At 69.6% G+C, this 21,645-nt stretch carries 17 protein-coding genes and 1 rRNA gene; 8 read left to right on the top strand and 10 right to left on the bottom strand.

Features of this window, described 5'->3' with window-relative positions; all coding sequences use genetic code 11:
* Positions 1-122 precede the first annotated feature (122 nt).
* Positions 123-2,933, bottom strand: a complete 2,811-nt coding sequence (gene secA, locus ACIBJG_RS19985; RefSeq protein WP_399308920.1) for a preprotein translocase subunit SecA — start codon at positions 2,931-2,933, stop codon at positions 123-125.
* 239 nt (positions 2,934-3,172) lie between these two features.
* On the opposite strand from secA, the gene ACIBJG_RS19980 reads away from it, so the two are divergent.
* On the top strand, positions 3,173-3,760 hold the full coding sequence (locus ACIBJG_RS19980; protein WP_399308917.1) for a GNAT family N-acetyltransferase: 588 nt from the start codon (positions 3,173-3,175) through the stop codon (positions 3,758-3,760).
* A gap of 52 nt (positions 3,761-3,812) precedes the next feature.
* A complete protein-coding gene (locus ACIBJG_RS19975; protein ID WP_399308916.1) occupies positions 3,813-4,988 on the top strand; it encodes a winged helix-turn-helix domain-containing protein in 1,176 nt (391 codons plus the stop codon).
* Between the two features lie 40 nt (positions 4,989-5,028).
* Here the strand turns inward: ACIBJG_RS19975 and ACIBJG_RS19970 are convergent, their stop codons facing one another.
* The 7 genes from ACIBJG_RS19970 to mtnA all read right to left on the bottom strand — a co-directional run bounded on the left by ACIBJG_RS19970 (position 5,029) and on the right by mtnA (position 13,516).
* Positions 5,029-5,784: a response regulator gene (locus tag ACIBJG_RS19970; RefSeq protein WP_399308915.1), complete on the bottom strand. Its 756-nt coding sequence runs from the start codon at positions 5,782-5,784 to the stop codon at positions 5,029-5,031.
* Between the two features lie 185 nt (positions 5,785-5,969).
* Complete coding sequence (gene hpf, locus ACIBJG_RS19965) at positions 5,970-6,659, bottom strand: ribosome hibernation-promoting factor, HPF/YfiA family (RefSeq protein ID WP_148018960.1); 690 nt, start codon at positions 6,657-6,659, stop codon at positions 5,970-5,972.
* A gap of 321 nt (positions 6,660-6,980) precedes the next feature.
* Positions 6,981-7,709, bottom strand: a complete 729-nt coding sequence (locus tag ACIBJG_RS19960; protein WP_399308913.1) for a ComF family protein — start codon at positions 7,707-7,709, stop codon at positions 6,981-6,983.
* An 86-nt stretch (positions 7,710-7,795) separates the two neighbouring features.
* A complete protein-coding gene (locus ACIBJG_RS19955) occupies positions 7,796-9,565 on the bottom strand; it encodes an LpqB family beta-propeller domain-containing protein (RefSeq protein ID WP_399309362.1) in 1,770 nt (589 codons plus the stop codon).
* An 85-nt stretch (positions 9,566-9,650) separates the two neighbouring features.
* On the bottom strand, positions 9,651-11,675 hold the full coding sequence (gene mtrB / locus ACIBJG_RS19950; RefSeq protein ID WP_399308911.1) for an MtrAB system histidine kinase MtrB: 2,025 nt from the start codon (positions 11,673-11,675) through the stop codon (positions 9,651-9,653).
* Between the two features lies 1 nt (position 11,676).
* Complete coding sequence (mtrA, locus tag ACIBJG_RS19945; RefSeq protein WP_187282414.1) at positions 11,677-12,366, bottom strand: two-component system response regulator MtrA; 690 nt, start codon at positions 12,364-12,366, stop codon at positions 11,677-11,679.
* 4 nt (positions 12,367-12,370) lie between these two features.
* Positions 12,371-13,516, bottom strand: coding sequence for an S-methyl-5-thioribose-1-phosphate isomerase (mtnA, locus tag ACIBJG_RS19940; RefSeq protein ID WP_399308910.1), 1,146 nt, complete (start codon positions 13,514-13,516; stop codon positions 12,371-12,373).
* 140 nt (positions 13,517-13,656) lie between these two features.
* On the opposite strand from mtnA, the gene ACIBJG_RS19935 reads away from it, so the two are divergent.
* The 5 genes from ACIBJG_RS19935 (at position 13,657) to ACIBJG_RS19915 (ending at position 19,108) form a co-directional block, all read left to right on the top strand.
* Positions 13,657-14,859 carry a glycerophosphoryl diester phosphodiesterase membrane domain-containing protein gene (locus ACIBJG_RS19935; protein WP_399308908.1) on the top strand — a complete coding sequence of 401 codons (1,203 nt, stop codon included), beginning with the start codon at positions 13,657-13,659 and terminating at the stop codon, positions 14,857-14,859.
* Between the two features lie 61 nt (positions 14,860-14,920).
* The gene (locus tag ACIBJG_RS19930) at positions 14,921-15,547 is read left to right on the top strand and encodes a DUF4129 domain-containing protein (protein ID WP_399309361.1); all 627 of its coding nucleotides are present in this window, start codon (positions 14,921-14,923) and stop codon (positions 15,545-15,547) included.
* Positions 15,544-16,770 carry a DUF4350 domain-containing protein gene (locus ACIBJG_RS19925; protein WP_399308906.1) on the top strand — a complete coding sequence of 409 codons (1,227 nt, stop codon included), beginning with the start codon at positions 15,544-15,546 and terminating at the stop codon, positions 16,768-16,770. The genes ACIBJG_RS19930 and ACIBJG_RS19925 overlap by 4 nt, the downstream gene beginning before the upstream one ends.
* Positions 16,767-17,786, top strand: coding sequence for an AAA family ATPase (locus tag ACIBJG_RS19920; protein WP_399308905.1), 1,020 nt, complete (start codon positions 16,767-16,769; stop codon positions 17,784-17,786). Before ACIBJG_RS19925 ends, ACIBJG_RS19920 begins: the two co-directional genes overlap by 4 nt.
* An 11-nt stretch (positions 17,787-17,797) precedes the next feature.
* Positions 17,798-19,108 (top strand): DUF58 domain-containing protein, encoded by a 1,311-nt coding sequence (locus ACIBJG_RS19915; protein WP_399308903.1) that lies wholly within the window; start codon positions 17,798-17,800, stop codon positions 19,106-19,108.
* 61 nt (positions 19,109-19,169) lie between these two features.
* Here the strand turns inward: ACIBJG_RS19915 and ACIBJG_RS19910 are convergent, their stop codons facing one another.
* Positions 19,170-20,402: an MFS transporter gene (locus tag ACIBJG_RS19910; protein ID WP_399308901.1), complete on the bottom strand. Its 1,233-nt coding sequence runs from the start codon at positions 20,400-20,402 to the stop codon at positions 19,170-19,172.
* Between the two features lie 154 nt (positions 20,403-20,556).
* Here ACIBJG_RS19910 and ACIBJG_RS19905 point away from each other — a divergent pair, with 154 nt between their 5' ends.
* On the top strand, positions 20,557-21,501 hold the full coding sequence (locus tag ACIBJG_RS19905; protein ID WP_399308900.1) for a LysR family transcriptional regulator: 945 nt from the start codon (positions 20,557-20,559) through the stop codon (positions 21,499-21,501).
* Between the two features lie 49 nt (positions 21,502-21,550).
* On the opposite strand, the gene rrf is transcribed toward ACIBJG_RS19905, so the two are convergent.
* A 5S ribosomal RNA gene (gene rrf, locus ACIBJG_RS19900) occupies positions 21,551-21,645 on the bottom strand; the annotation flags it as partial.

Raw genomic sequence — 21,645 nt, 5'->3', positions numbered from 1 at the left:
GGGGAACAGGCCCGCCGCAGGCGCCCACCCACCCGCACACCCCAACGCCCACACGCCCACACGAACGGCCGGGGCCGGACACCCAACGGTGCCCGGCCCCGGCCGCGAACAATCAGCGCACGCTACTTCTTGCGGCGACGCCCACCGCCACCACTCTTCTGCGCCTTGCGCCGCTCCGCCCGGGTCAGCCCGTCCGACTCCGCGGAGCCACCGTCACCGTTGGAGAAGTCGCCCTCGACGACGCCACCCTCCCCGTCCACCGTGGGAGCGGAGAAGTGCAGCCGGTCCGGACGCTGCGGAGCGTCGAGCCCCTTGGCCCGGATCTCCGGACGCGCCGCCGGAACGGCGTCCTCCTTGGACAGCGACGTCGCCGCGTCCTGCACAGGAACCTCCTCGACCTGCTGCTCGACCTGGACCTCCAGGTTGAACAGATAGCCGACGGACTCCTCCTTGATGCCCTCCATCATGGCGTTGAACATGTCGAAGCCCTCGCGCTGGTACTCGACCAGCGGGTCCTTCTGCGCCATGGCCCGCAGGCCGATGCCCTCCTGGAGATAGTCCATCTCGTAGAGGTGCTCACGCCACTTGCGGTCCAGGACGGACAGCACCACGCGCCGCTCCAGCTCACGCATGATGTCGGAGCCGAGCGTCTTCTCGCGCTCGTCGTACTGCTCGTGGATGTCGTCCTTGACGGACTCGGCGATGAACTCGGCGGTGACTCCGGCGAGATCCCCGGCGGCCTCCTCCAGCTCGGCGACCGTGACCTTCACCGGGTAGAGCTGCTTGAACGCGCCCCACAGCCGGTCCAGGTCCCACTCCTCGGCGAACCCCTCCGCCGTCTCCTGGCGGATGTAGTCGTCGATCGTGTCGTCCATGAAGTGGCGGATCTGGTCCTGCAGGTCCTCGCCCTCAAGGACCCGGCGCCGCTCGCCGTAGATGACCTCGCGCTGCCGGTTGAGCACCTCGTCGTACTTCAGGACGTTCTTACGCGTCTCGAAGTTCTGCTGCTCGACCTGCGACTGCGCCGACGCGATCGCCCGCGTCACCATCTTGTTCTCGATCGGGACGTCGTCCGGCACGTTGGCCATTGACATCACACGCTCGACCATCTGCGCCTTGAACAGACGCATCAGGTCGTCGCCCAGCGACAGGTAGAAGCGGGACTCGCCCGGGTCGCCCTGACGGCCGGAACGACCACGCAGCTGGTTGTCGATACGGCGCGACTCGTGCCGCTCGGTACCGAGGACGTACAGCCCGCCGAGGTCCTTGACCTCGTCGTGCTCGGCCTTCACGGCCTGCTCGGCCTTCTCCAGCGCGGCGGGCAGTGCGGCCGCCCACTCCTCGACGTGCTCGACCGGGTCGAGTCCGCGCTGGCGCAGGTCCGCCTCGGCCAGGTCGTCGGGGTTGCCGCCCAGCTTGATGTCCGTACCGCGGCCCGCCATGTTCGTCGCGACCGTGACCGCGCCCTTGCGTCCGGCCTGCGCGATGATCGGCGCCTCCCGGTCGTGCTGCTTGGCGTTGAGGACCTCGTGCTGCACACCGCGCTTCGACAGCTGCTGCGAGAGGTACTCGGACTTCTCGACCGAGGTGGTGCCGACCAGGATCGGCTGGCCCTTCTCGTGCTTCTCCGCGATGTCGTCGACGACGGCGGCGAACTTCGCGACCTCGGTGCGGTAGATCAGGTCCGACTGGTCGGCCCGGACCATCGGCCGGTTGGTCGGGATCGGCACCACGCCGAGCTTGTAGATCTGGTGGAACTCGGCGGCCTCGGTCATCGCCGTACCGGTCATGCCGGAGAGCTTGCCGTAGAGGCGGAAGAAGTTCTGCAGGGTGATCGTGGCGAGCGTCTGGTTCTCGTCCTTGATGTCCACCCCTTCCTTCGCCTCGATCGCCTGGTGCATGCCCTCGTTGTAGCGGCGGCCGGCGAGGATACGGCCGGTGTGCTCGTCGACGATCATGACTTCGCCGTCGATGACGACGTAGTCCTTGTCCTTCTTGAAGAGTTCCTTGGCCTTGATCGCGTTGTTGAGGTACCCGACGAGGGGGGTGTTCACCGACTCGTAGAGGTTCTCGATGCCGAGCCAGTCCTCGACCTTCGCCACACCGGGCTCGTGGATCGCGACGGTCCGCTTCTTCTCGTCGACCTCGTAGTCGCCGGTCTCCTCGATGCCCTTGAGCGGGTTGCCCGCCTCGCCCTTGGCCAGGCGCGTGACCAGCTTGGCGAAGTCGCCGTACCACTTGGTGGCCTGGTCGGCGGGGCCGGAGATGATCAGTGGCGTACGGGCCTCGTCGACCAGGATCGAGTCGACCTCGTCGACGATCGCGAAGTTGTGGCCGCGCTGGACGAGCTCGTCCTGCGCCCAGGCCATGTTGTCGCGGAGGTAGTCGAAACCGAACTCGTTGTTCGTTCCGTACGTGATGTCGCAGCCGTACTGCTCGCGGCGCTGGGCCGGAGTCATGTTGGCGATGATGCAGCCGACACTCAGTCCGAGGAACTTGTGGACCCGGCCCATCATCTCCGAGTCACGCTCGGCCAGGTAGTCGTTGACCGTGATCAGGTGCACGCCCTTGCCGGAGAGCGCGTTGAGATACGCGGGCAGGGTGCCGACGAGGGTCTTGCCCTCGCCGGTCTTCATCTCGGCCACGTAACCGAGGTGCAGGGCTGCGCCGCCCATCATCTGGACGTCGTAGTGGCGCTGTCCGAGAACCCGCTTGGCGGCCTCACGGACGGTCGCGAATGCCTCGGGAAGCAGGTCGTCCAGGCTCTCGCCGTCCGCGTACCGTTCCTTGTACTCGTCGGTGAGCGCCCGCAGCTCGGCGTCGGAGAGGTTGACGAAGTCCTCTTCGATGGAGCTGACCTGGTCCGCGATGCGGTGCAGTTTGCGCAGGATCTTGCCTTCGCCTGCACGCATGAGCTTGTTGAAGACGGACACTGAGGCTGGTCTCCTTGCCGGTCGGGCCTGGCACTGGGTCGTGTTATGGACTCTGGCGCGGGCACGGCAGGTGGGCCCCACCGCAACGGCCATCGTAAGCGAGGACCCCGCCGCGCCGGGAGGGCTGCCACCGCGTTGCCCCGCAGTGCCCTTCCGAATCAACGGCCGAAGAGCGCCGAAGGTGCCGGGAAGCCCGAAAAGTACTCGCCCCGCGCCCGCTCCCTCAGCAGAATCCGTACATGGAGCCGATCACTCTCACCACCGACCGCCTGTTGCTGCGCCCCTTCGTCCCGGGCGACGCGGAGGAACTGCACGCGGCCTGCCAGGACCCCGACATCCAGCGCTGGACGGTCGTCCCCTCGCCGTACGGGCACGCCGACGCGGAGCTCTTCGCCCGGCAGCTCTCGCCCGGCGGCTGGCAGGACGACTCCATGTACAACTTCGCCGTGGTGGTGCGCGACGGCGGCGCCCTGGCCGGTGCGCTCGGCATCAACCGGCGCACCGGTCCGGGGACGTACGAGGTCGGATTCTGGACCGCCAGGGAGCACCGGGGGCTCGGCTACACGACGGAGGCGGTGCTGTGCGCCGCCCGCTGGACCTTCGCCTCGCTCGGCGGGGACCGGCTGGAGTGGCGGGCCGAGACCGGCAACCTCGCCTCGCGGGCGGTCGCGCTGCGTGCCGGATTCCGGCTGGAGGGCGACCAGCGCTCCGGAGTGATCAACAAGGGGGTGCGCCGTGACGCGTGGACCGGCGCCCTGCTCCCGTCCGACCTCGGTCTGCCCGGCACCGATCCGTATCTTCCGGCCGACGCCTCCGCCCGGCCGTGAAGGGACCGCGGGCCCGGCCGGGATGTCAGTGCCGCCCTCTAGGGTGCGGGGCATGACGTCTGTGCAGCCTCCCGCAGCCGAACTCTCCGCCGACCAGGCCCGCAGGATCGCCCTGCGCGCCCAGGGCTTCCTCGGCGCCCCGGACCGCCGTGCCGGGGTGCCCGGGGTCCTGCGGCACCTGGGTGCCGTACAGCTCGACACGATCTCGGTGCTCGCGCGTTCGCACGAGCTGATTCCGTACGCGCGCCTGGGCATGATCGGCCGGCAGTCGGTCGAGGAGGCGTACTGGTCGGGCGGCCGCGCCTTCGAGTACTGGTCGCACGCGGCCTGCATCCTCCCGGTCGAGGAATGGCCGCACTTCGCCTTCCGTCGCCGCGCCTACCGCTCACGCCCCCAGTGGCATCACGACCTGCCGGACGGCGCCTACGACACCGTCATCAAGCAGCTGCGCGCAGAGGGCCCGCTGACGGCGACGGAGCTGGGCGGCGCGAAGAACGGCGGGGAGTGGTGGGACTGGTCCGCCTCGAAGGTGGCCGTCGAGCGGGCCCTGATGTACGGCGAGGTGGTGTGCACCGAGCGGCGCGGCTGGAAGCGGGTCTACGACCTCGCGGAGCGCGCCCTGCCCGCCGCCGTGCTGCACGACGATCTGGACGACACGGAGTGCGTGCGCCGGCTGGTGACGCTGGCGGGCCGGTCACTGGGGGTCGGCACCCGCGCGGACATCGCCGACTACCACCGTCTCAAGGGCGAGCAGTTCGACGCCGTGGTGGCGGACTCCGGACTGGTGCCGGTGACGGTGCAGGGCTGGGCGAAGCCGGCCTGGGCGGATCCGGAGGCGCTGGCCGCCGAGCCACGCGGACGCCACCGCACGACGCTGCTGTCGCCGTTCGACTCGCTGGTCTGGGAACGGGCGCGGACCGAGCGGATCTTCGGCTTCACCCACCGCCTGGAGGCCTACGTCCCCAAGCCCAAGCGGATCCACGGCTACTTCGCGATGCCGCTCCTGGCGGGCGGCAGGCTGCAGGGCCGGGTCGACCCCGCCCGCGAGGGCACGACGTTGGTCGCCCGGCAGGTGTCCCTGGCGGGCACGAAGGCCGTGGTGCCGATGGCTCAGGCACTGGTGGAAGCCGCTTCCTGGGTCGGCTGCACGGAGGTCCGGCTGGAGCGGGTGGACGCACCGGAGCTGCGCGGGCCCCTCACCCGGGAAATCGCCCGCGCCCTGGCGTGACCGCCCATTCCCGGGGCTTTACCCCCGCCCCCGGGCCCGGTCATCTGATCTCGAGGATCTTCTCCCGCATGGCGTAGACCACGGCTTCCATCCGGGAGTGCAGCTGGAGCTTCTCCAGAATGTTGCGGACGTGGTTCTTCACCGTGTTCTCGGAAATGAAGAGTTCCTTCGCGATATCCCGATTGTTCATGCCCGTAGCAACCAGTTTGAGGACTTCCAGCTCACGTTCGGTGAGCCGGGGCGCCGGAACCAGCCGGCGCTCGTCGGTCCGCTGGATCATCGACTTGAACTCGGTGAGCAGTTTGGACGCCATGGACGGGCTGATCTGGGACTGCCCGTCGGCGACCGCGCGAATCGCGGTGGCGACCTCGTCGGTGGAGATCTCCTTGAGGAGATAGCCGGTGGCACCCGCCTTGATGGCGTCGTAGAGGTCCGCTTCCTCGTCACTGATCGTCAACATGATGATCTTCGCGCTGGGGGCCACCTCCTTGATGGAGGTGCAGGCCTCGATGCCGCCCCGCTTGGGCATGCGTACGTCCATCAGGACGATGTCGGGCAGCAGGTCGGCCGCCTTGTCGACGGCCTCCGCCCCGTCGCCCGCCTCGCCGATGACCTGGATGTCCTCCTCCTGCGCGAGGACGATCTCCAGGCCTCTGCGGAACAGAGCGTGGTCATCGACCACAAGGACTCGGATCGGCTCCTTGCGGGAACCGCTGTCGTCATCCGCGCCGGTACGCTCACCGCCGGCGTCGTCGGCATGCTTCGCATCGCGCACGGGCCCGAAGGTATCCGCCATCGTTCCTCCCCCTGAAGGCCACGGCCTGAAGTTCACAAACTGTCCGCCAACGGCAGTTCACAGAGCACCGATTGGCTTGGGCCGCCATGATTTCATGCCTGGACGTCAGAGCGGTGATCCCGTGGTCGCACGCGGGTGCCCCTGGGGGCGCACAGGCGCTCCAGGGGCACCACGAAACGGTGGCGTCAGCCGCCGAGCGCGCCGCCCGCGCCGCCCGCCTCATCGGCGGCCAGCGGGTCGGTCCTCAGATGGATGACACCGTAGTCGTAGGCATGCCGCCGGTAGACGACACTGGGTTCCTTCGTCTCGGAGTCGACGAACAGATAGAAGTCGTGACCGACCAGCTCCATCTCGTAGAGCGCCTGGTCGAGCGACATGGGTGCCGCGACGTGCGTCTTCTCGCGCATCACCAGCGGTCCTTCGCCCTGTACCTCGAGCGAGCCGATCCTGGTGGTGGGGACGGGCTGTGCCGCTTCGTCGGCGACCAGCTCGCCGTCGCCGTTGAACGACGCCGCGTCCGGCACCATTTCACCGACCTCGGCAGCGGGGATACGACCCGTGCCACGGCGGCTGTAGCGCTTGTCGTGCTGCTTGCGCAGCCGCGCCTCCAGCTTGCCTGTGGCCAGGTCCAGCGCTGCGTACGGGTCGCCTGCGGCCGCTTCTGCCCTGATGACCGGTCCACGCGAGCGGAGCGTGATCTCCACTCGGTCGGAGCGGTCTGCCTGACGAGGATTCGGCTCCTTGGACACCTCCACGTCGAGGCTGATCACCTTGCCGTCGAACTTCTGGATCTTGTCCAGCTTCAGCTTCTCGGCCACGTGCTTGCGGAACCGCTCGGGCACCTCGGTCTTGCGGCCCTTGACGACGATGTCCACGCAGAACTCCGTTCCCGGATCGCTCCGCTCAGCGGCGGAGCATCTCCCTTTTGCACCAGGCCCCGGTGATGGCCGGAGCCGCGGACTCGGTGACTTCCACCTCCTCCTCCCCCGTCGGCAAGGTCTCCACCCCACCGAATTCCCGGTTTCCGAACTTCGGTGGGTCGCCTGCCCGAAACCTGGTGGTGCATTCGTCGAGGCCTGGCATTCACCATTCCTCACAACCGAACATAGCCTGCCAGGACGGATGTCGGCACCCGCTACTCGCGCGTACCTCCGTTCAGGTCTTTTTACCCACTCACTACCTGCAACGATGCAAGTTCAGTTCCAGTTCCGGTTTATTTCGAAGGCGGACGGAGAAGCTGCCACGACGGCTGCGTGACGTGCCCCGGAACCGGCGCTCCCCCACCCGCCGGCCCCGTCGACCGCCCGTGCCGCTTCGGCCAGCGAGGCACCCGTCGTCAACAGGTCGTCCACCAGCACCACCCGTCCGGCGGCAAGCAGCCGCCCGCCCCCGGCCACGACCCCCAGGGCACCCGCCAGATTCGCGCGGCGCTCCCGGGCTCCGAGCCCCGACTGATCCGCCACCGGACGCCGTTGCCGCAGGACACCGGCCACCCGGGCAGACGTGCCCCCGCGCCGCAGTTCCGCCGCGGCCGCCAGGGCGATCCGGCGGGCCGGGTCGTGCCCGCGCGCGGCGACGGCACGCCTCGCCGACGGGACGGGCACGAGCAGCAGCGGTCCCTCACCGGGCGACACCCCCGCCCCGGCCCTCACGGCACCCGCCAGCGCCCTGCCGACGGCTCCGGCGAGGCCGAGTGCGCCCCGCTCCTTATGGGCCAGTAGCACCGCACGTACCGCGTTCTCGTATCCGGCGGCCGCGTGCACCAGTGGCAGACCGGAGGGCTCCGGATCGGGTCTCACCCGGCGCGGCACCCCGCCGTACAGCTGCGCGGCGCACTCCTCGCACAGCTCCGTCCGGGGTCTGCCGCAGCCTCCGCAGTCCACCGGCAGGACCAGTCCGGCGATCTCCCGCCACCACCCGCGCATGACTCCACTGTGCCCGCGCCGGGGCAGCCCGACCACCCCTGTGGACAACCGGGACAACCGCCCGGCCGTCCCCGCTGCCGCGGGCGTCAGCCCGGGTAGACCAGCGCCGAGCCCTCCTTGAGGACCGACTGCCAGTTGTCGCCGGGCAGCAGCTTGAATATCCCTTCGCCGACCGTGTCCGCCATCAGTGGCAGCTGCTCGTCGTCCGCGGCGGCTATGGCCCGCACCTGGTTGACGCCGGGCAACACGCCCGAGGAGGGCGTCGAGCCGTCCGCCTGCACATAGCGGACCTGCTGCACCCCTCCCTCCTCCTTGCCGACCACCACGAGCCGGCTGCCACCGGACCACGACATCGCGGTCACGTCCACCAGTTGCGGCGCGGCCTGCCGCAGGTCGACCACGGAGACCTGTTCCCCGCCCGGCCCGCTCTCCCTCTCGATCCGGCCGATCTTCAGCGTCGTCCGCTCGTCCCGCGTCAGCAACAGTGCGATGCGCACCCCGTCCGAGGACAGGCGCAGTGCCGTGATCCGGCTGCCGTACAGGCTCGGCACGGTGACCTCCTGGGGGTCGCCGGTGCCGTCGGTCAGCCGCAGCAGCCGCGAGTTCCCTGGGTCCCGGTCGGCCACCCAGAGGTCGCCCCGGCTGTCCCAGCTGGGTGCCGTCAGGCGGTCCGCGGCGTTCTTGGCCTTGCTGATCAACGCCGGTGGGGGCAGTTCCCCGCCCGTGGCGATGGAGGCCACGTAGAGCGCGTCCCTGCGCTGCGAGAGCGCTGCCGCAGACTGCTCGTCCCGGGCCACGCCGACCGCGCTCACCTTCAGCGAACCGCTGCCGAACGGACCGGCCACCGGCTCCGGCTCACCACTGCCCCGGGTGCTCCCCGGAATGCGCTCCACGTGCCCCTTGGCATCCACGAAGTACTGGCTGTCGGGGCCGCCCGACGAGCCGTCGGGGGCGTACTCCTCGGCCTGGTCCGCCCCCAGCACACACAGCGCCGAGCCATCGGAACGCTGCAGCTCCACCTGCTCGACGCGCGCGGATGTCAGGTCCCGGAGGGTGAAGAGCACCTGCGAGGCCATCATCCGGCAGGAGCGCTGCCCGGACCCGTCCACCTTCTTGTTGAGTGGGACCTTCAACACGTTGCGGTCGTCGGGGGTCAGCGACGTCACGCCCTTCCGCAGTCCGGTACCCGCGGGAAAACGGGACGCGACCACCGGCCGCAGCCAGTCGGTCGGCCCTCTCAGGAGACTGCGGACGGCCTGCGTCACCGTGTCCATGCCGGTGGCCGGATCAGTCCGGTTACGGATGTAGACGGGGTCGGCGACCAGCGTGGACTCTGCCTCGGTCCGCCCGGTGGCGAAGTAGAACTTGTTGACGGAACGGTAGAGCCGTTTGAAGTCGGACTGCCCGAGAACCAGACCATCCGGCACGTCGGCGATGCGCCACTCCTTGCCGTCCGGGCCGTTCTGCCGCACCAGATGAAGGGTGCTGGAGAAGCCCGTCGGGGCGAGCGGCTGGTAGGCGTTCTGGTCGTCGACCGTCGCCACCTTTTCGCCGGTCAGGGTATAGGTGACCTCGTTGGTACTGCGGTCGCTCTCGTGGACCGGCCGGTCGCTCCGGTTCGGCGCCTTGGCCAGCACCGTGGTGACCGCGCCGGGCTTCCAGTCGCTCGACGCCTCCTTCGTGAGGTACTCCCGCGTCGTCCGGAAATCGGAGTCGTCACTGGTCATCGACTCCAGGAAGCCATCGACCACCTCGTTCGGAGTGGCGCCGTCACGCGGAGCGACCGCGTACACCTGCACCTGGGAGTCACCGGGCTGCGAGGCGTCCACGGCCTTGACGTCCCCGGTGACTGGCATCGAGCCGCACGCGGACAGCAGCACGGCGCCACATCCGAGCAGCGCGGTCACCCCCACCGCACGTCCACGGCCGCCCTGACGACGGTCAGTGCCCACGAGTCGCGTCCTCCCGCCCCGGACCCTGTGCCGGAGAGTCGTTGTGACGGTCCGGCCGCTCCCCGGCGGGACGCGGCACCACACGTGCGCCGTTGCCGGGGAGTGCTGCCGGATCCACCGAGGCCGGTGCGGTCCGGGCCGGCACGGAGGCGCGGGCCGGTACGGGCAGTGCTGCCCGGTCCGTACCGGCCGGCTGCGAAGGCAACGCCACCAGCCGGTGCTCGCTGCTCTGCGCGGGAGCGGACGCGGCCCGCTCCCGGTTCTCACGATTGCGCCGCGAGTCCTCGGGCTCCAGCGGTATCGGCGAACCGCGCAGCGGCTCGTCAGCCGTACGCGGCAGCGTCAGCCGGAACTGCGAGCCCCCGCCAGGCTCGCCCCAGGCCTGCAGCCAGCCGCCGTGCAGCCGTGCATCCTCGACGGCGATGGACAGCCCGAGGCCGGTGCCTCCGGTCGTCCTGGCACGGGCCGGGTCGGCCCGCCAGAACCGGTTGAACACCCGGGTCGCCTCGCCGGGCTTCAGCCCCACGCCGTAGTCCCGAACAGCCACGGCGACCGCTCCCCCGGCCACCCCCATCCGCACCACGACATCGCGTCCCTCGCCGTGCTCCACAGCGTTGACGACCAGGTTGCGCAGAACCCTCTCGACCCGTCGCGCGTCGGCTTCGGCGATCACCGGCTGCTCGTCGCCGACCACCCGGATCCGAGTGCCCTTGCGCTCGGCCAGCGGCTCGGCGCCACCGATCACCCGCCGCACGACCTGCCGCAGGTCTATCGGCTCCGCCTCCAGCGCCGCGGCACCCGCGTCGAACCGGCTGATCTCCAGCAGATCGGACAGCAGCGACTCGAACCGGTCGAGCTGGTCCCCCAGCAGCTCCGCGGAACGCGCCGTGATCGGGTCGAAGTCGACGCGTGCCTCGTGAATGACGTCGGCGGCCATCCGTACGGTCGTCAGTGGCGTCCGCAGCTCGTGCGAGACGTCCGAGACGAAGCGCCGCTGCATCCGGGAGAGCTCCTCCAACTGCTGGATCTTCAGCTGAAGGTTCTGTGCCATCTTGTTGAACGCCTCACCGAGCCGGGCGATGTCGTCCTCGCCGGTGACCTTCATCCGCTCCTGGAGCCGGCCGGCCGAGAGCCGTTCGGCGATGCCCGCCGCCATGCGTACGGGTGTGACGACCTGACGCACCACGAACCACGCGATGGCCCCGAGCAGCACGACCACGAACAGACCCGCGGTCGCCAGCGTGCCCTTGACCAGCGTCAGGGACTTCTCCTCCTGCGTCAGTGGAAAGACGTAGTAGAGCTGGTACGGATTGCGGTCGATGTCGTAGAGCCGCTTGCCCACGACGAGACCGGGCTGCGACTCCTGCCCGTTCGCGTACTTGATCCGGGCATAGGTCTGAAACGCGCCCGGACCCTTGTTCACCGACTCTCGCAGCTTCTGCGGAATGCTCGCGGCCTCGACGCTGCCCGAGCCCCGCGGCGCACGGGATCCCTCGTCGGCGCTGAGCGCCACCACGTTGAAGGCGTTCTTCCCGCCGCTGGCGAGCTGGTCGACGAGCTCGGTCCGCCAGGAGTTGTTGGCCGTCGTGCCGTCCGCGGCGTCGCCGCCCTGCCCAGTGGGCGTGAGCGGCGCGTTCGCCTTCTCCTGAGCGGCCGCGAAGCCACCGGCTGCCTGGGTCTGGGCTGCCTTGCCCTTCGCGTCCAGCAGGCCGTTGCGCACCTGTCCGATCACGACGAGGCCGAGCAGCAGCACCACACCGAGCGACATCAGCAGCGTGCCGGCGACGACCCGCAGCTGGAGGTTGCGCCGCCACAGCCGTACGGCTGGGAGCAGCGGACGCCGCACCCAGCGCATCAGCAGTCGCGGCACCGGCCCGCCGGGCGCCCGGTCCTGGAACAACCGGCCGCCCCGCAGGAAGCGCCCCACCGGAAATGACGTGTGCCCTGAGCCGGCAGCCCGCTCCGCACGGACTCCCGGCTCCCCGGGCTTCGGAGCAGTGCTACCCAGGGACATGTCAGCTCGGTCCGGCCTTGTAACCGACACCTCGGACGGTCACCACGATCTCCGGCCGCTCCGGGTCCTTCTCGACCTTGGAGCGGAGCCGCTGTACGTGGACGTTCACCAGACGCGTGTCAGCGGCGTGACGGTATCCCCAGACCTGCTCGAGGAGTACCTCACGGGTGAAGACCTGCCACGGCTTGCGGGCAAGCGCGACCAGCAGGTCGAACTCCAGCGGGGTCAGGGCGATGGACTGCCCTTCCCGCTTCACCGAGTGCCCGGCCACATCTATGACCAGATCCCCGATGGTCAGCTGTTCCGGTGCCGGCTCTTCGGACCTGCGCAAACGTGCCCTGATCCGGGCAACCAACTCCTTAGGTTTGAACGGCTTGACGATGTAGTCGTCGGCCCCGGACTCCAGGCCCACCACCACGTCAACCGTGTCGCTCTTGGCAGTGAGCATGACGATCGGCACGCCTGACTCGGCCCTGATCAGCCTGCAGACCTCGATGCCGTCCCTACCGGGCAGCATGAGATCCAGCAGGACCAGGTCCGGCTTTGCCTCACGAAATGCAGCAAGTGCCTTGTCGCCGTCCGCTACGAACGACGGCTCGAACCCCTCACCACGCAGCACAATCCCGAGCATCTCGGCCAGTGCGGTGTCGTCGTCGACGACAAGGACGCGTCCCTTCATAAACGACATCATCCCATTAGCTAATCGTTACCTGCGATGATCTGGCACACAGCTCTGCCAGTCCGACTCCCGTGACCGGGGAGATTACGCCCTCCTCCGTCACGATCGCCGTGACCAGCTCCGGCGGTGTGATGTCGAAGGCGGGGTTGTACGCCGGAGTTCCCACCGGCGCCACGAGCACTCCGCCCGCTCCCCTTCCGTCAGCACCCGACTGCCGCGACGTGACCTCAGTCACTTCCCGCCCCGGTCGCTGCTCCACCGTGATGGACGCACCGTCCGCGGTGTGCAGATCCACGGTCGTGGTCGGTGCCACCACGATGAACGGTACGTGGTGATACTTCGCGAGCACCGCCAGCGGATAGCTCCCCACCTTGTTGGCCACCGATCCGTCCGCGGCGATGCGGTCAGCCCCGATGAGCACGGCGTCCACCTCACCCGCGGCGAACAGCGACCCCGCGGCGCTGTCCGTGAGCAGGCTGTACGGCATGCCGTTGCGCGCCGCCTCGTACGCGGTCAGCCGGGCGCCCTGCAACAGCGGGCGGGTCTCGTCCACCCACAGCCGCCTGAGCCGGCCCGCCCGGTGCGCACCGAGCGCCACCGCGAAGGCCGTCCCCTCACCCCCGGAGACGAGCGCCCCGGTGTTGCAGTGGGTCAGCAGCCGGTGACCGCCGCCGGGAAGCAACTCGTTCAGCAGGGCGAGCCCGAACCGGGCCATGTGCCCGCTGGCCACGGCATCCTCCCGGTGCAGTGTCCTGGCCTCGTCCAGTGCCGCGGCCGCCGCGCGCTCAGGCCCTGCCCCCTGGTCGACGGCCGCCCAGTACGCCCCGGCCGCACGCCGGACCCCGTACCCGAGATTCACCGCGGTGGGCCGCGACTGCTCCAGCAGGCCCGCGGCCTCCGCCACGTCATAGCCTCGCGCGGCGGCGAGAGCCACCCCGTAGGCCCCCGCGATGCCCAGCAGCGGTGCCCCGCGTACCGCCAGCGTCCGGATCGCCTCCACCAGTGCGGGAACGTCCGTACACGCCAGCTCCGCCTCCTCCGCCGGCAGCCTCGTCTGGTCGAGAAGCACCAGCACAGGACCTTCCGGAGGCTCGTCCCAGCGAAGTACGGGAAGCGCGGCGGGCTCGCTGCCCACCGGCGATTGCGCGTCCTGATCAGCCATCCGTCCAGTCTGCCCCGTGGGGCGCCCCCGCATGAAGGAACGAAGGAGATACAGCGCCTGGCCCGGACGGGTGCGCCGCGTGGCACGATGGCTGCCAACCTGACGCCCCGATGCGCGGACAGGACCGTGAAGGAGCGAGAATGAACGACACTCCGGGCTGGGCCTCGCCCGGATCTGCCCCCTCCGACGACCAGGAGGCAGGCGTCCCCCGGCCTTCCGAGCCCGTCGACGGCAACGGACCTGCGGGAAACTGGTCTCCCACGCAGCCACCCGCAGGACAGTGGTCCCCACCGACCGGTTCCGCTCCCGGCCCCGGCACGCCGCCTCCCCACCCCGGCTGGGGCGTTCCCCCGCAGGGGCCCGGCTGGGGACGCCCGCCGGCTGCGGCCAAGCCCGGCATCATCCCCCTCCGGCCGCTGGGCGTCGGCGAGATCCTGGATGGTGCCGTATCCACCATGCGCGCACACTGGCGCACGGTCCTCGGCATCACTCTCGCCGTCTCGGTGGTCGCTCAGACCGCCATCCTGCTCGTGCAGCGGTACCTGCTGCCGGAGCCGCCGTCGATCGACCGGAACGCCACGGGCTCGGAAGCCCTGCGCCAGGCCACCGACTCGCTCCGCTCCAGCCTGCTCAGCAGCGCCCCGCCGCTGCTCATCTCGATGCTCGCCACGATCTTCACCACCGCGGTGCTGACCGTGGTGATCAGCCGCTCGGTGCTGGGCCGCCCCGTCACGCTCGCCGGCGCCTGGGCCGAGGCCCGGCCCCGGCTGTTCCCGCTTCTGGGCCTGACCCTCCTGCTGGCCGTCATGGCAGCGGCCATCATGACCGCGGGAATCCTCCCGGGCTTCCTGATCGGCGACACGGCAGGTGTCGGCCTCGCCTTCATCGGGCTGCTCGCCGCGGGCGGTGTGTTCCTCTGGCTCCTGGTCCGCTTCTGCCTCGCCTCCCCGGCACTCATGCTGGAACGGCAGTCGATCACCGCGTCGATGCGGCGGTCCGCCAAACTGGTCCGCGGCGCCTGGTGGCGGACCTTCGGCATCCTCGCCCTCACCTGGCTGCTGACGATCATCGTGATGGTGGTGATCGGCCTCCCGTTCGGCATCATCGCGATGGTTGTGGACGACGGTGGCCTGAGCTCCTTCCTCACCGACGGAGCCACCAGCTTCGGCTGGCCGTTCCTGATCGTCTCCGCCATCGGCGACGTGGTCATCGCGACGATCACCTATCCGCTGTCCGCCGGTGTCATGGCCCTTCTGTACGTGGACCAGCGCATCCGACGCGAAGCACTCGACCTCGACCTCGCCAGGGCAGCCGGTCTGCCCGGCTACGACAACGGGAGCTGACAGCGTGTCGGGGGGCACAGCGGCAGCAGATCTACTGATCCGGGCGAGCGGCGGCATACCCGTGGACACCCCACGGGTGCCCGCCCGCGAAGCCGCACGGCACGAACTGTCCAAACCGATGTACCACGAGAACGATCCGAACCCGCTCCAGCGGGCCGTGGACCATCTGTGGGCCTGGATCGGCGACCTCCTCTCCACCGCCTCCGGGGCAGCCCCGGGCGGGCCCATGGGACTGGTCGTCCTCATAGTGATCGTCATCGCTCTGGTCGCCGCGCTCCTGTGGCGTCTGGGCACCCCGCAACGCCCCCTGCGCGCAGCGGACGCCCTGTTCGAAAGTGGTCCTCTGGGTGCGCCGGAGCATCGCGCCGCAGCCGAGGCGCACGCCGCGGCCGGCCACTGGAGCCAAGCAGTCCAGGAACGGATGCGCGCCATCGTCCGCTCCCTGGAGGAACGCGCTCTGCTCGATCCCCGCCCCGGGCGCACCGCCGACGAAGCCGCCTCGGAAGCGGGCCGCGCACTTCCCGCACATGCCACACGACTCCGGTCGGCAGCCCGATCGTTCGACGACGTCACATACGGCGGCCGCTCAGCCGACCAGCAGGCGTATCTGGCCGTGCTCGCCCTGGACGTCGATCTCGAGTCCGCCACACCGCAACTGGCCGGCACACTCCCGGGGGCTGCCGGATGACTGCCGCCACCGCGCCCTCCACCTCCGCCTCCCTCACTCCGCGTCAGATCTGGATCCGCGCTCGCGGACTGCTGCTCGCCCTCCTCGTGCTCGTCGTCGCCGGGATCGCCCTGGCCGCCACCCGCTCCGGAGACCAGCACGGCCGACTCGACCCCCGCTCCGCAGACCGCTACGGCAGCAGGGCCGTTGCCGAACTCCTCAAGGACCAAGGCGTCTCCGTCCGCGTCGTCACCACACTCCAGGCCGCCACGTCCGCAGCCGGCTCCGACACCACACTGCTCGTCGCCGCTCCCGATCTGCTGACGTCGTCCCAGCAGAACGCACTCCGCGAGGCGACCCACGACACGAGTGGCCGGACCGTTCTCCTCGCTCCGGGCCCTCCTTCGGTGGGCACATTGACCCCGGGCGTCCGCGCGAGATCCTCGGTACCGGTCTCCACACGCGCTCCGCAGTGCTCCCTGGCCGCCGCCCGCCAGGCCGGCGAGGCCGAGACAGGAGGCTTCCGCTACACGTCGGACAGCCCCGAAACCCTCGCCTGCTACCCGGCCGGCGGCCTCCCCTCCCTGCTGATGCTGGAGCAACCGGCGTCGGGCGACACCGTCCTGCTCGGATCGCCCGACCTCCTCTACAACGACCGTCTGGACAACGAGGGCAATGCCTCTCTGGCCCTTCAACTCCTCGGCTCGCGCCCGCATCTGGTCTGGTACCTCCCCTCACTCAGTGACCCCTCCGCCACGGACAGCAGCGGAGACAGGGGCAACAGCACGGGCGGAGACAGCGAGGAGGACGAAAGCAGCTTCATCGACCTGATCCCGTCCGGCTGGCTCTGGGGGACCCTGCAACTCGCCCTCGCCGCCGTACTCGCCGCCATCTGGCGTGCACGGCGCCTGGGGCCCGTGGTCGCCGAACGGCTCCCCGTAGCCATCCGCGCCTCCGAATCCACCGAGGGCCGGGCCCGCCTCCAGCGCAAGGCCAACGCCCGGGACCGGGCCGCCGCCTCTCTGCGCCATGCCACACGCACCCGCATCGCCCCCCTCGTCGGCGTCTCCCCTCGCGACGCCCACTCCTCCGCGGCACTCCTCCCCGCCGTATCCGAACGCCGCAGTACCAACGGCACCGGCCTCCACGAACTGCTCTTCGGCCAAGCCCCCTCCGACGACGCCGCCCTCGTCCTTCTGGCAGACCAACTCGACACCCTCGAAAGAGAGGTCCGTACCTCATGAGCGCCCCGCACCCCATTCCCACCGGGACACCCGGGACAGCTGGGACAACCGGGACCGTCAGCAGTGACGCAGCGGCCCGCGCCTCCCTGGAAGCGTTGCGCTCCGAGATCGCCAAGGCCGTGGTCGGCCAGGACTCGGCGGTCACCGGTCTCGTGGTCGCGCTGCTCTGCCGCGGCCATGTCCTGCTCGAAGGCGTTCCCGGCGTAGCCAAGACCCTCTTGGTCAGGGCCCTCGCCGCGTCGCTCGAACTCGACACCAAGCGCGTCCAGTTCACCCCTGACCTGATGCCCAGTGACGTCACCGGGTCACTCGTCTACGACGCCCGCACCGCCGAGTTCGCCTTCCAGCCGGGGCCGGTGTTCACCAACCTCCTGCTCGCCGACGAGATCAACCGGACTCCTCCCAAGACCCAGTCCTCCCTGCTGGAAGCAATGGAGGAACGCCAGGTCACCGTCGACGGAACCCCCCGCCCCCTGCCGGACCCCTTCCTCGTCGCAGCCACACAGAACCCCGTGGAGTACGAGGGCACTTACCCTCTGCCCGAAGCCCAGTTGGACCGGTTCCTGCTCAAGCTGACGGTCCCTCTGCCGTCCCGCGACGACGAGATCAACGTCCTGACCCGCCATGCCGACGGCTTCAACCCCCGCGATCTGCAGGCAGCAGGGATACGGCCGGTCGCCGGGCCCGCCGACCTGGAGGCCGCACGCAGCGCTGTCGCCAGGACGACCGTCTCCCCCGAAATCGCCGGCTACGTCGTGGATATCTGTCGTGCCACCCGTGATTCCCCCTCGCTCTCCCTCGGTGTCTCCCCCCGAGGCGCCACCGCTCTTCTCTCCACGGCCCGGGCCTGGGCCTGGCTGACCGGCCGCGACTACGTCACCCCCGACGACGTGAAGGCCCTCGCGCTCCCCACCCTCCGGCACCGCATCCAACTGCGGCCGGAGGCAGAGATGGAGGGAGTCACCCCGGACTCCGTCATCACCGCAGTTCTCGCCCACGTCCCCGTACCCCGTTGAGGCGGTGAATGATGGCCCTTACCGGACGCACCGCCCTGCTCGCCGCTCTGGGGTCACTCCCTGTAGGCATCTTGGCCCCGAGCTGGACGGGCATGCTCGCGGTCAATGCCCCGCTCTTTCTGGCAATTCTGTGCGACTACGCCCTGGCAGCGCCAGTGCGTACGCTTCAGTTCACCCGATCCGGTGACACAACCGTTCGACTCGGTGACAGCGCCCACGTGCAACTCACCGTAGTCAATCCTTCCCGCCGCCGTCTGCGGGCACGCCTGCGCGATGCATGGCCTCCCAGCAGTTGGTTCCCGGGTACGGATCAGACGGCATCCCGCCACACAGCGGATGTCCCCGCCGGTGAACGCCGCCGTGTCACCACCCAACTGCGCCCCACCCGCCGCGGCGACCGCGAAGCCGAGCAGATCACCGTCCGCTCCTACGGTCCGCTGGGACTCGCAGCCCGCCAGGGCAGTCATCACGTCCCTTGGAAAGTACGCGTCCTGCCACCGTTCACGAGTCGGAAGCACCTGCCGTCCCGCCTCGCCAGGCTGCGCGAACTCGACGGCCGCACGAGTGTCCTCACCCGGGGCGAGGGCACGGAATTCGACAGCCTGCGCGCCTACGTTCCGGGCGACGACACCCGCTCGATCGACTGGCGGGCAACGGCGCGCCAGTCCGCGGTCGCCGTACGGACCTGGCGCCCCGAGCGCGACCGTCACCTTCTCATCGTCCTCGACACCGGGCGTACGTCGGCGGGCCGGGTCGGTGATGTTCCCCGTCTCGACGCGTCGATGGACGCGACACTGCTGCTCACGGCCCTCGCGACCCGGGCCGGCGACTGTGTGGACCTTCTCGCCTACGACCGCCGTGTACGCGCCCAGGTCCGAGGCCGGGCGGCCGGCGACGTCCTGTCGGCCATGGTCGACGCTCTGGCACCGCTGGAGCCGGAACTCGTGGAGACCGACGCCCGCGGGCTGAGCGCCGCCGCGTTGACGCATGCACCTCGCCGCTCCTTGATCGTGCTGCTGACCAGCCTTGACGCAGCCCCTGTCGAAGAGGGGCTGCTGCCCGTACTTCCACGTCTCACCCAGCGCCATACCGTGCTGCTGGCAGCCGTGCGGGACCCGCACATCGAGGACATGGCACGCGCGACGGGAACAGTGGACGCGGTCTACGAAGCTGCTGCGGGAGCCCGGGCTCAAGCGGGACGGCGGCGGACGGCAGACCAGCTCCGGCGTCATGGCGTGGTCGTCGTGGACGCCACCCCCGACAGCCTCGCGCCGTCCCTCGCGGACGCCTACCTGGCTCTCAAAGCGGCTGGCCGCCTCTAGCGTCACGGGTCCGCCCAACCCAACCATCGGCCCGAGCAGCGTCGGGGCACATTCCGGAGTGTCACATTCGGATCGCAGCCGAATCAGGCTCACAGTCCGGTTCACGGTCGCGCCGAGGAAGCAGGAACGGGGTAAACAGCATGAGGAGACCGGCAATGGCGATCGCGGAGCGAGGGCCGGTGACGCCGGCCATCAGGCCCCACAGGCCGGTCATGGCCGCGACAGTCACCTTGCTGGTGACCGACCAGGCCGACAGGGCTCGGACGACGCGGTCCGTCGGGACTTGCTCGAGCCGGTAGGTGGCGAAGACCGGATTGAACACACCCATGCACGTAATCAGTCCGAACTCGACCACGATGACGAGCACGAGCCCGGCTGCGCCGGGCCGGATGAAGGCCAGCCCGAGCGACCAGCACGCGCGCAGTGTCCCGACGATGAGCAGGACCCTGTGCCGTCCGAACCGTGCAACGAGCCGGCGGGCCAGCCGTGAACCGATGATGCCGCCGACACAGGGCAGGCCGAAGGCGAGGCCGTACTGCCAGGGAGCGAAGCCGAGGTCTCCGAGCATGAGAACGGCGAGCAGCGGCGTGGTCGCCATGATCAGGCCGCTGACCAGAACGGTGTTGAAGAACAGCGGGCGCAGGGCCGGGTGCGTCAGGACGTACCGCCATCCTTCAAGCAGGTCGCGAGGCCGCATCCGCGCCTTCTGCGCACCAGTGCCCCCGGGGCGCGGCTCACTGCCGCTGATCGCACCGATCCCTGCGGCTGAGAGCAGATAGCTGAGCGCATCGGCCACCACGGTTGTCACCGGTCCGAAGAACCCGATGGCGGCTGTTCCGACCGGCGGTCCGAGCACGGTGGCGGTCCAGGTCGTGGACTCGAACCGTCCATTCGCGACGAGGAGGTCCTCCGGCCGCACGAGAGCCTTCAGATACGCGCCACTGGCAGCGTTGAAGGCGATGTCAGCTGCGCCGACAACCACGGACACGACCAGAAGCTGCCCGAATCCGAGCGGACCGAGTACGTACGCGACGGGAACGCTCAGCAGCGCTACACACCGGGTCAGGTCCATCGCGACCATCACCGGCCGCTTGCGGCGAACCTCCACCCACGGCCCGAGCGGCACCGCTACCGCGGCCCCCACCGCCAGCCCCGTGGCTGTCAGCACCGAGACCTGCGTCGGCCCGGCGTGGAGCGCAAGGATCGCCATCAACGCGAAAGCATCGAACGCCAGCCTCGTACCGAACGTGCTGACCGCAAACGCTGCCCACAGCCACCCGAACTGCCGGCCCAAAGGCTTCCTTCCCACCGCACTCAGCCCACCCTTGACGTCTCGCCGAACAAACAGACATTGACCAGGCAGAGCTAATCGAGCAGGACAACAGCAGGTCAAACAACAGATTCGCCGGTACTCAACAACGATCCGTTGTGGGCTACCGTGCTTCAGCATGGATATCGAAGCCGTGCGCACATTCGCCGCCGTCGCCGACGCAGGCCAATTCCAGGAAGCCGCCGCCAACCTCTCGATCACTCAGCAGGCCGTCTCCAGACGCATCTCCGTACTGGAGAAGAACCTCGGCGTGCGGCTGTTCACCCGGACGCCGCGGGGTGCCCAGCTCACCATCGACGGCCAGGCGCTCCTGCCCCACGCACGCGAACTGCTGCGCGTCGCCGAGCGCGCGGTCGCGTCCGTGCGCGCCGGCCGACGCCCGCTTCGCGTCGACGTGCTCGCCTCGCGCGGCGCGCAGTCGGGCCTGATGCGCGGCTTCCACCGCGCGCATCCCGAAATCGAGCTCGACGTGCTGATGCTGTTCGAGATCGAGACGGCTGTCGCCGCCATCCGGTCCGGCGCGATCGACGCATCCTTCCGCGCCGTCGCGGCACCCGGCCAGCCTCTGCCCGAGGACATCGAGTCCGTCCCGGTGCTCGACGAGCCGCTACAACTCCTCACCGGCCCTGCCCACGCGCTGGCCGGCGCCAAGTCCGTGACCGTCGCACAACTCGCCGGGCACCGGATCTGGATGCCCGGCATCGTCCCCGGTACCGAATGGGGCGCCTACTACGACGCCCTCGTCGCCGAGTTCGGTCTCACCATCGAGGCGACCGGCCCCAACTTCGGCTCCGACGCGCTCCTCGACACCATCGCCGACACCCCTGCCCTGGCCACCTTCATGGGCGAGCAGACCCGCCTCATCTGGCCCGCCGGCCATGAGCTGCGCCGTATCCCGGTGACGGACCCGACGCCCGTCTACCCGCACTCGTTGATCTGGCGCCGGGACAACCCACACCAAGGTCTCGCTGCTCTCCGCAGCTATCTCGGCTCCGCACAGCCCCACCGGTCCGACAGCGAGACTTGGAAACCTGCGTGGGCCAAGCACTCATGCGGCATGTAAACGCAGAAAAGCCCCGTGCCACAAGGGCACGGGGCTTTCTACAATAATTGTTCGGCGGCGTCCTACTCTCCCACAGGGTCCCCCCTGCAGTACCATCGGCGCTGAAAGGCTTAGCTTCCGGGTTCGGAATGTAACCGGGCGTTT

The sequence above is a fragment of the Streptomyces sp. NPDC050422 genome (genome assembly GCF_044458665.1).
Classification (GTDB): domain Bacteria; phylum Actinomycetota; class Actinomycetes; order Streptomycetales; family Streptomycetaceae; genus Streptomyces.
This window is presented reverse-complemented; position numbering and strand designations above follow the sequence as displayed.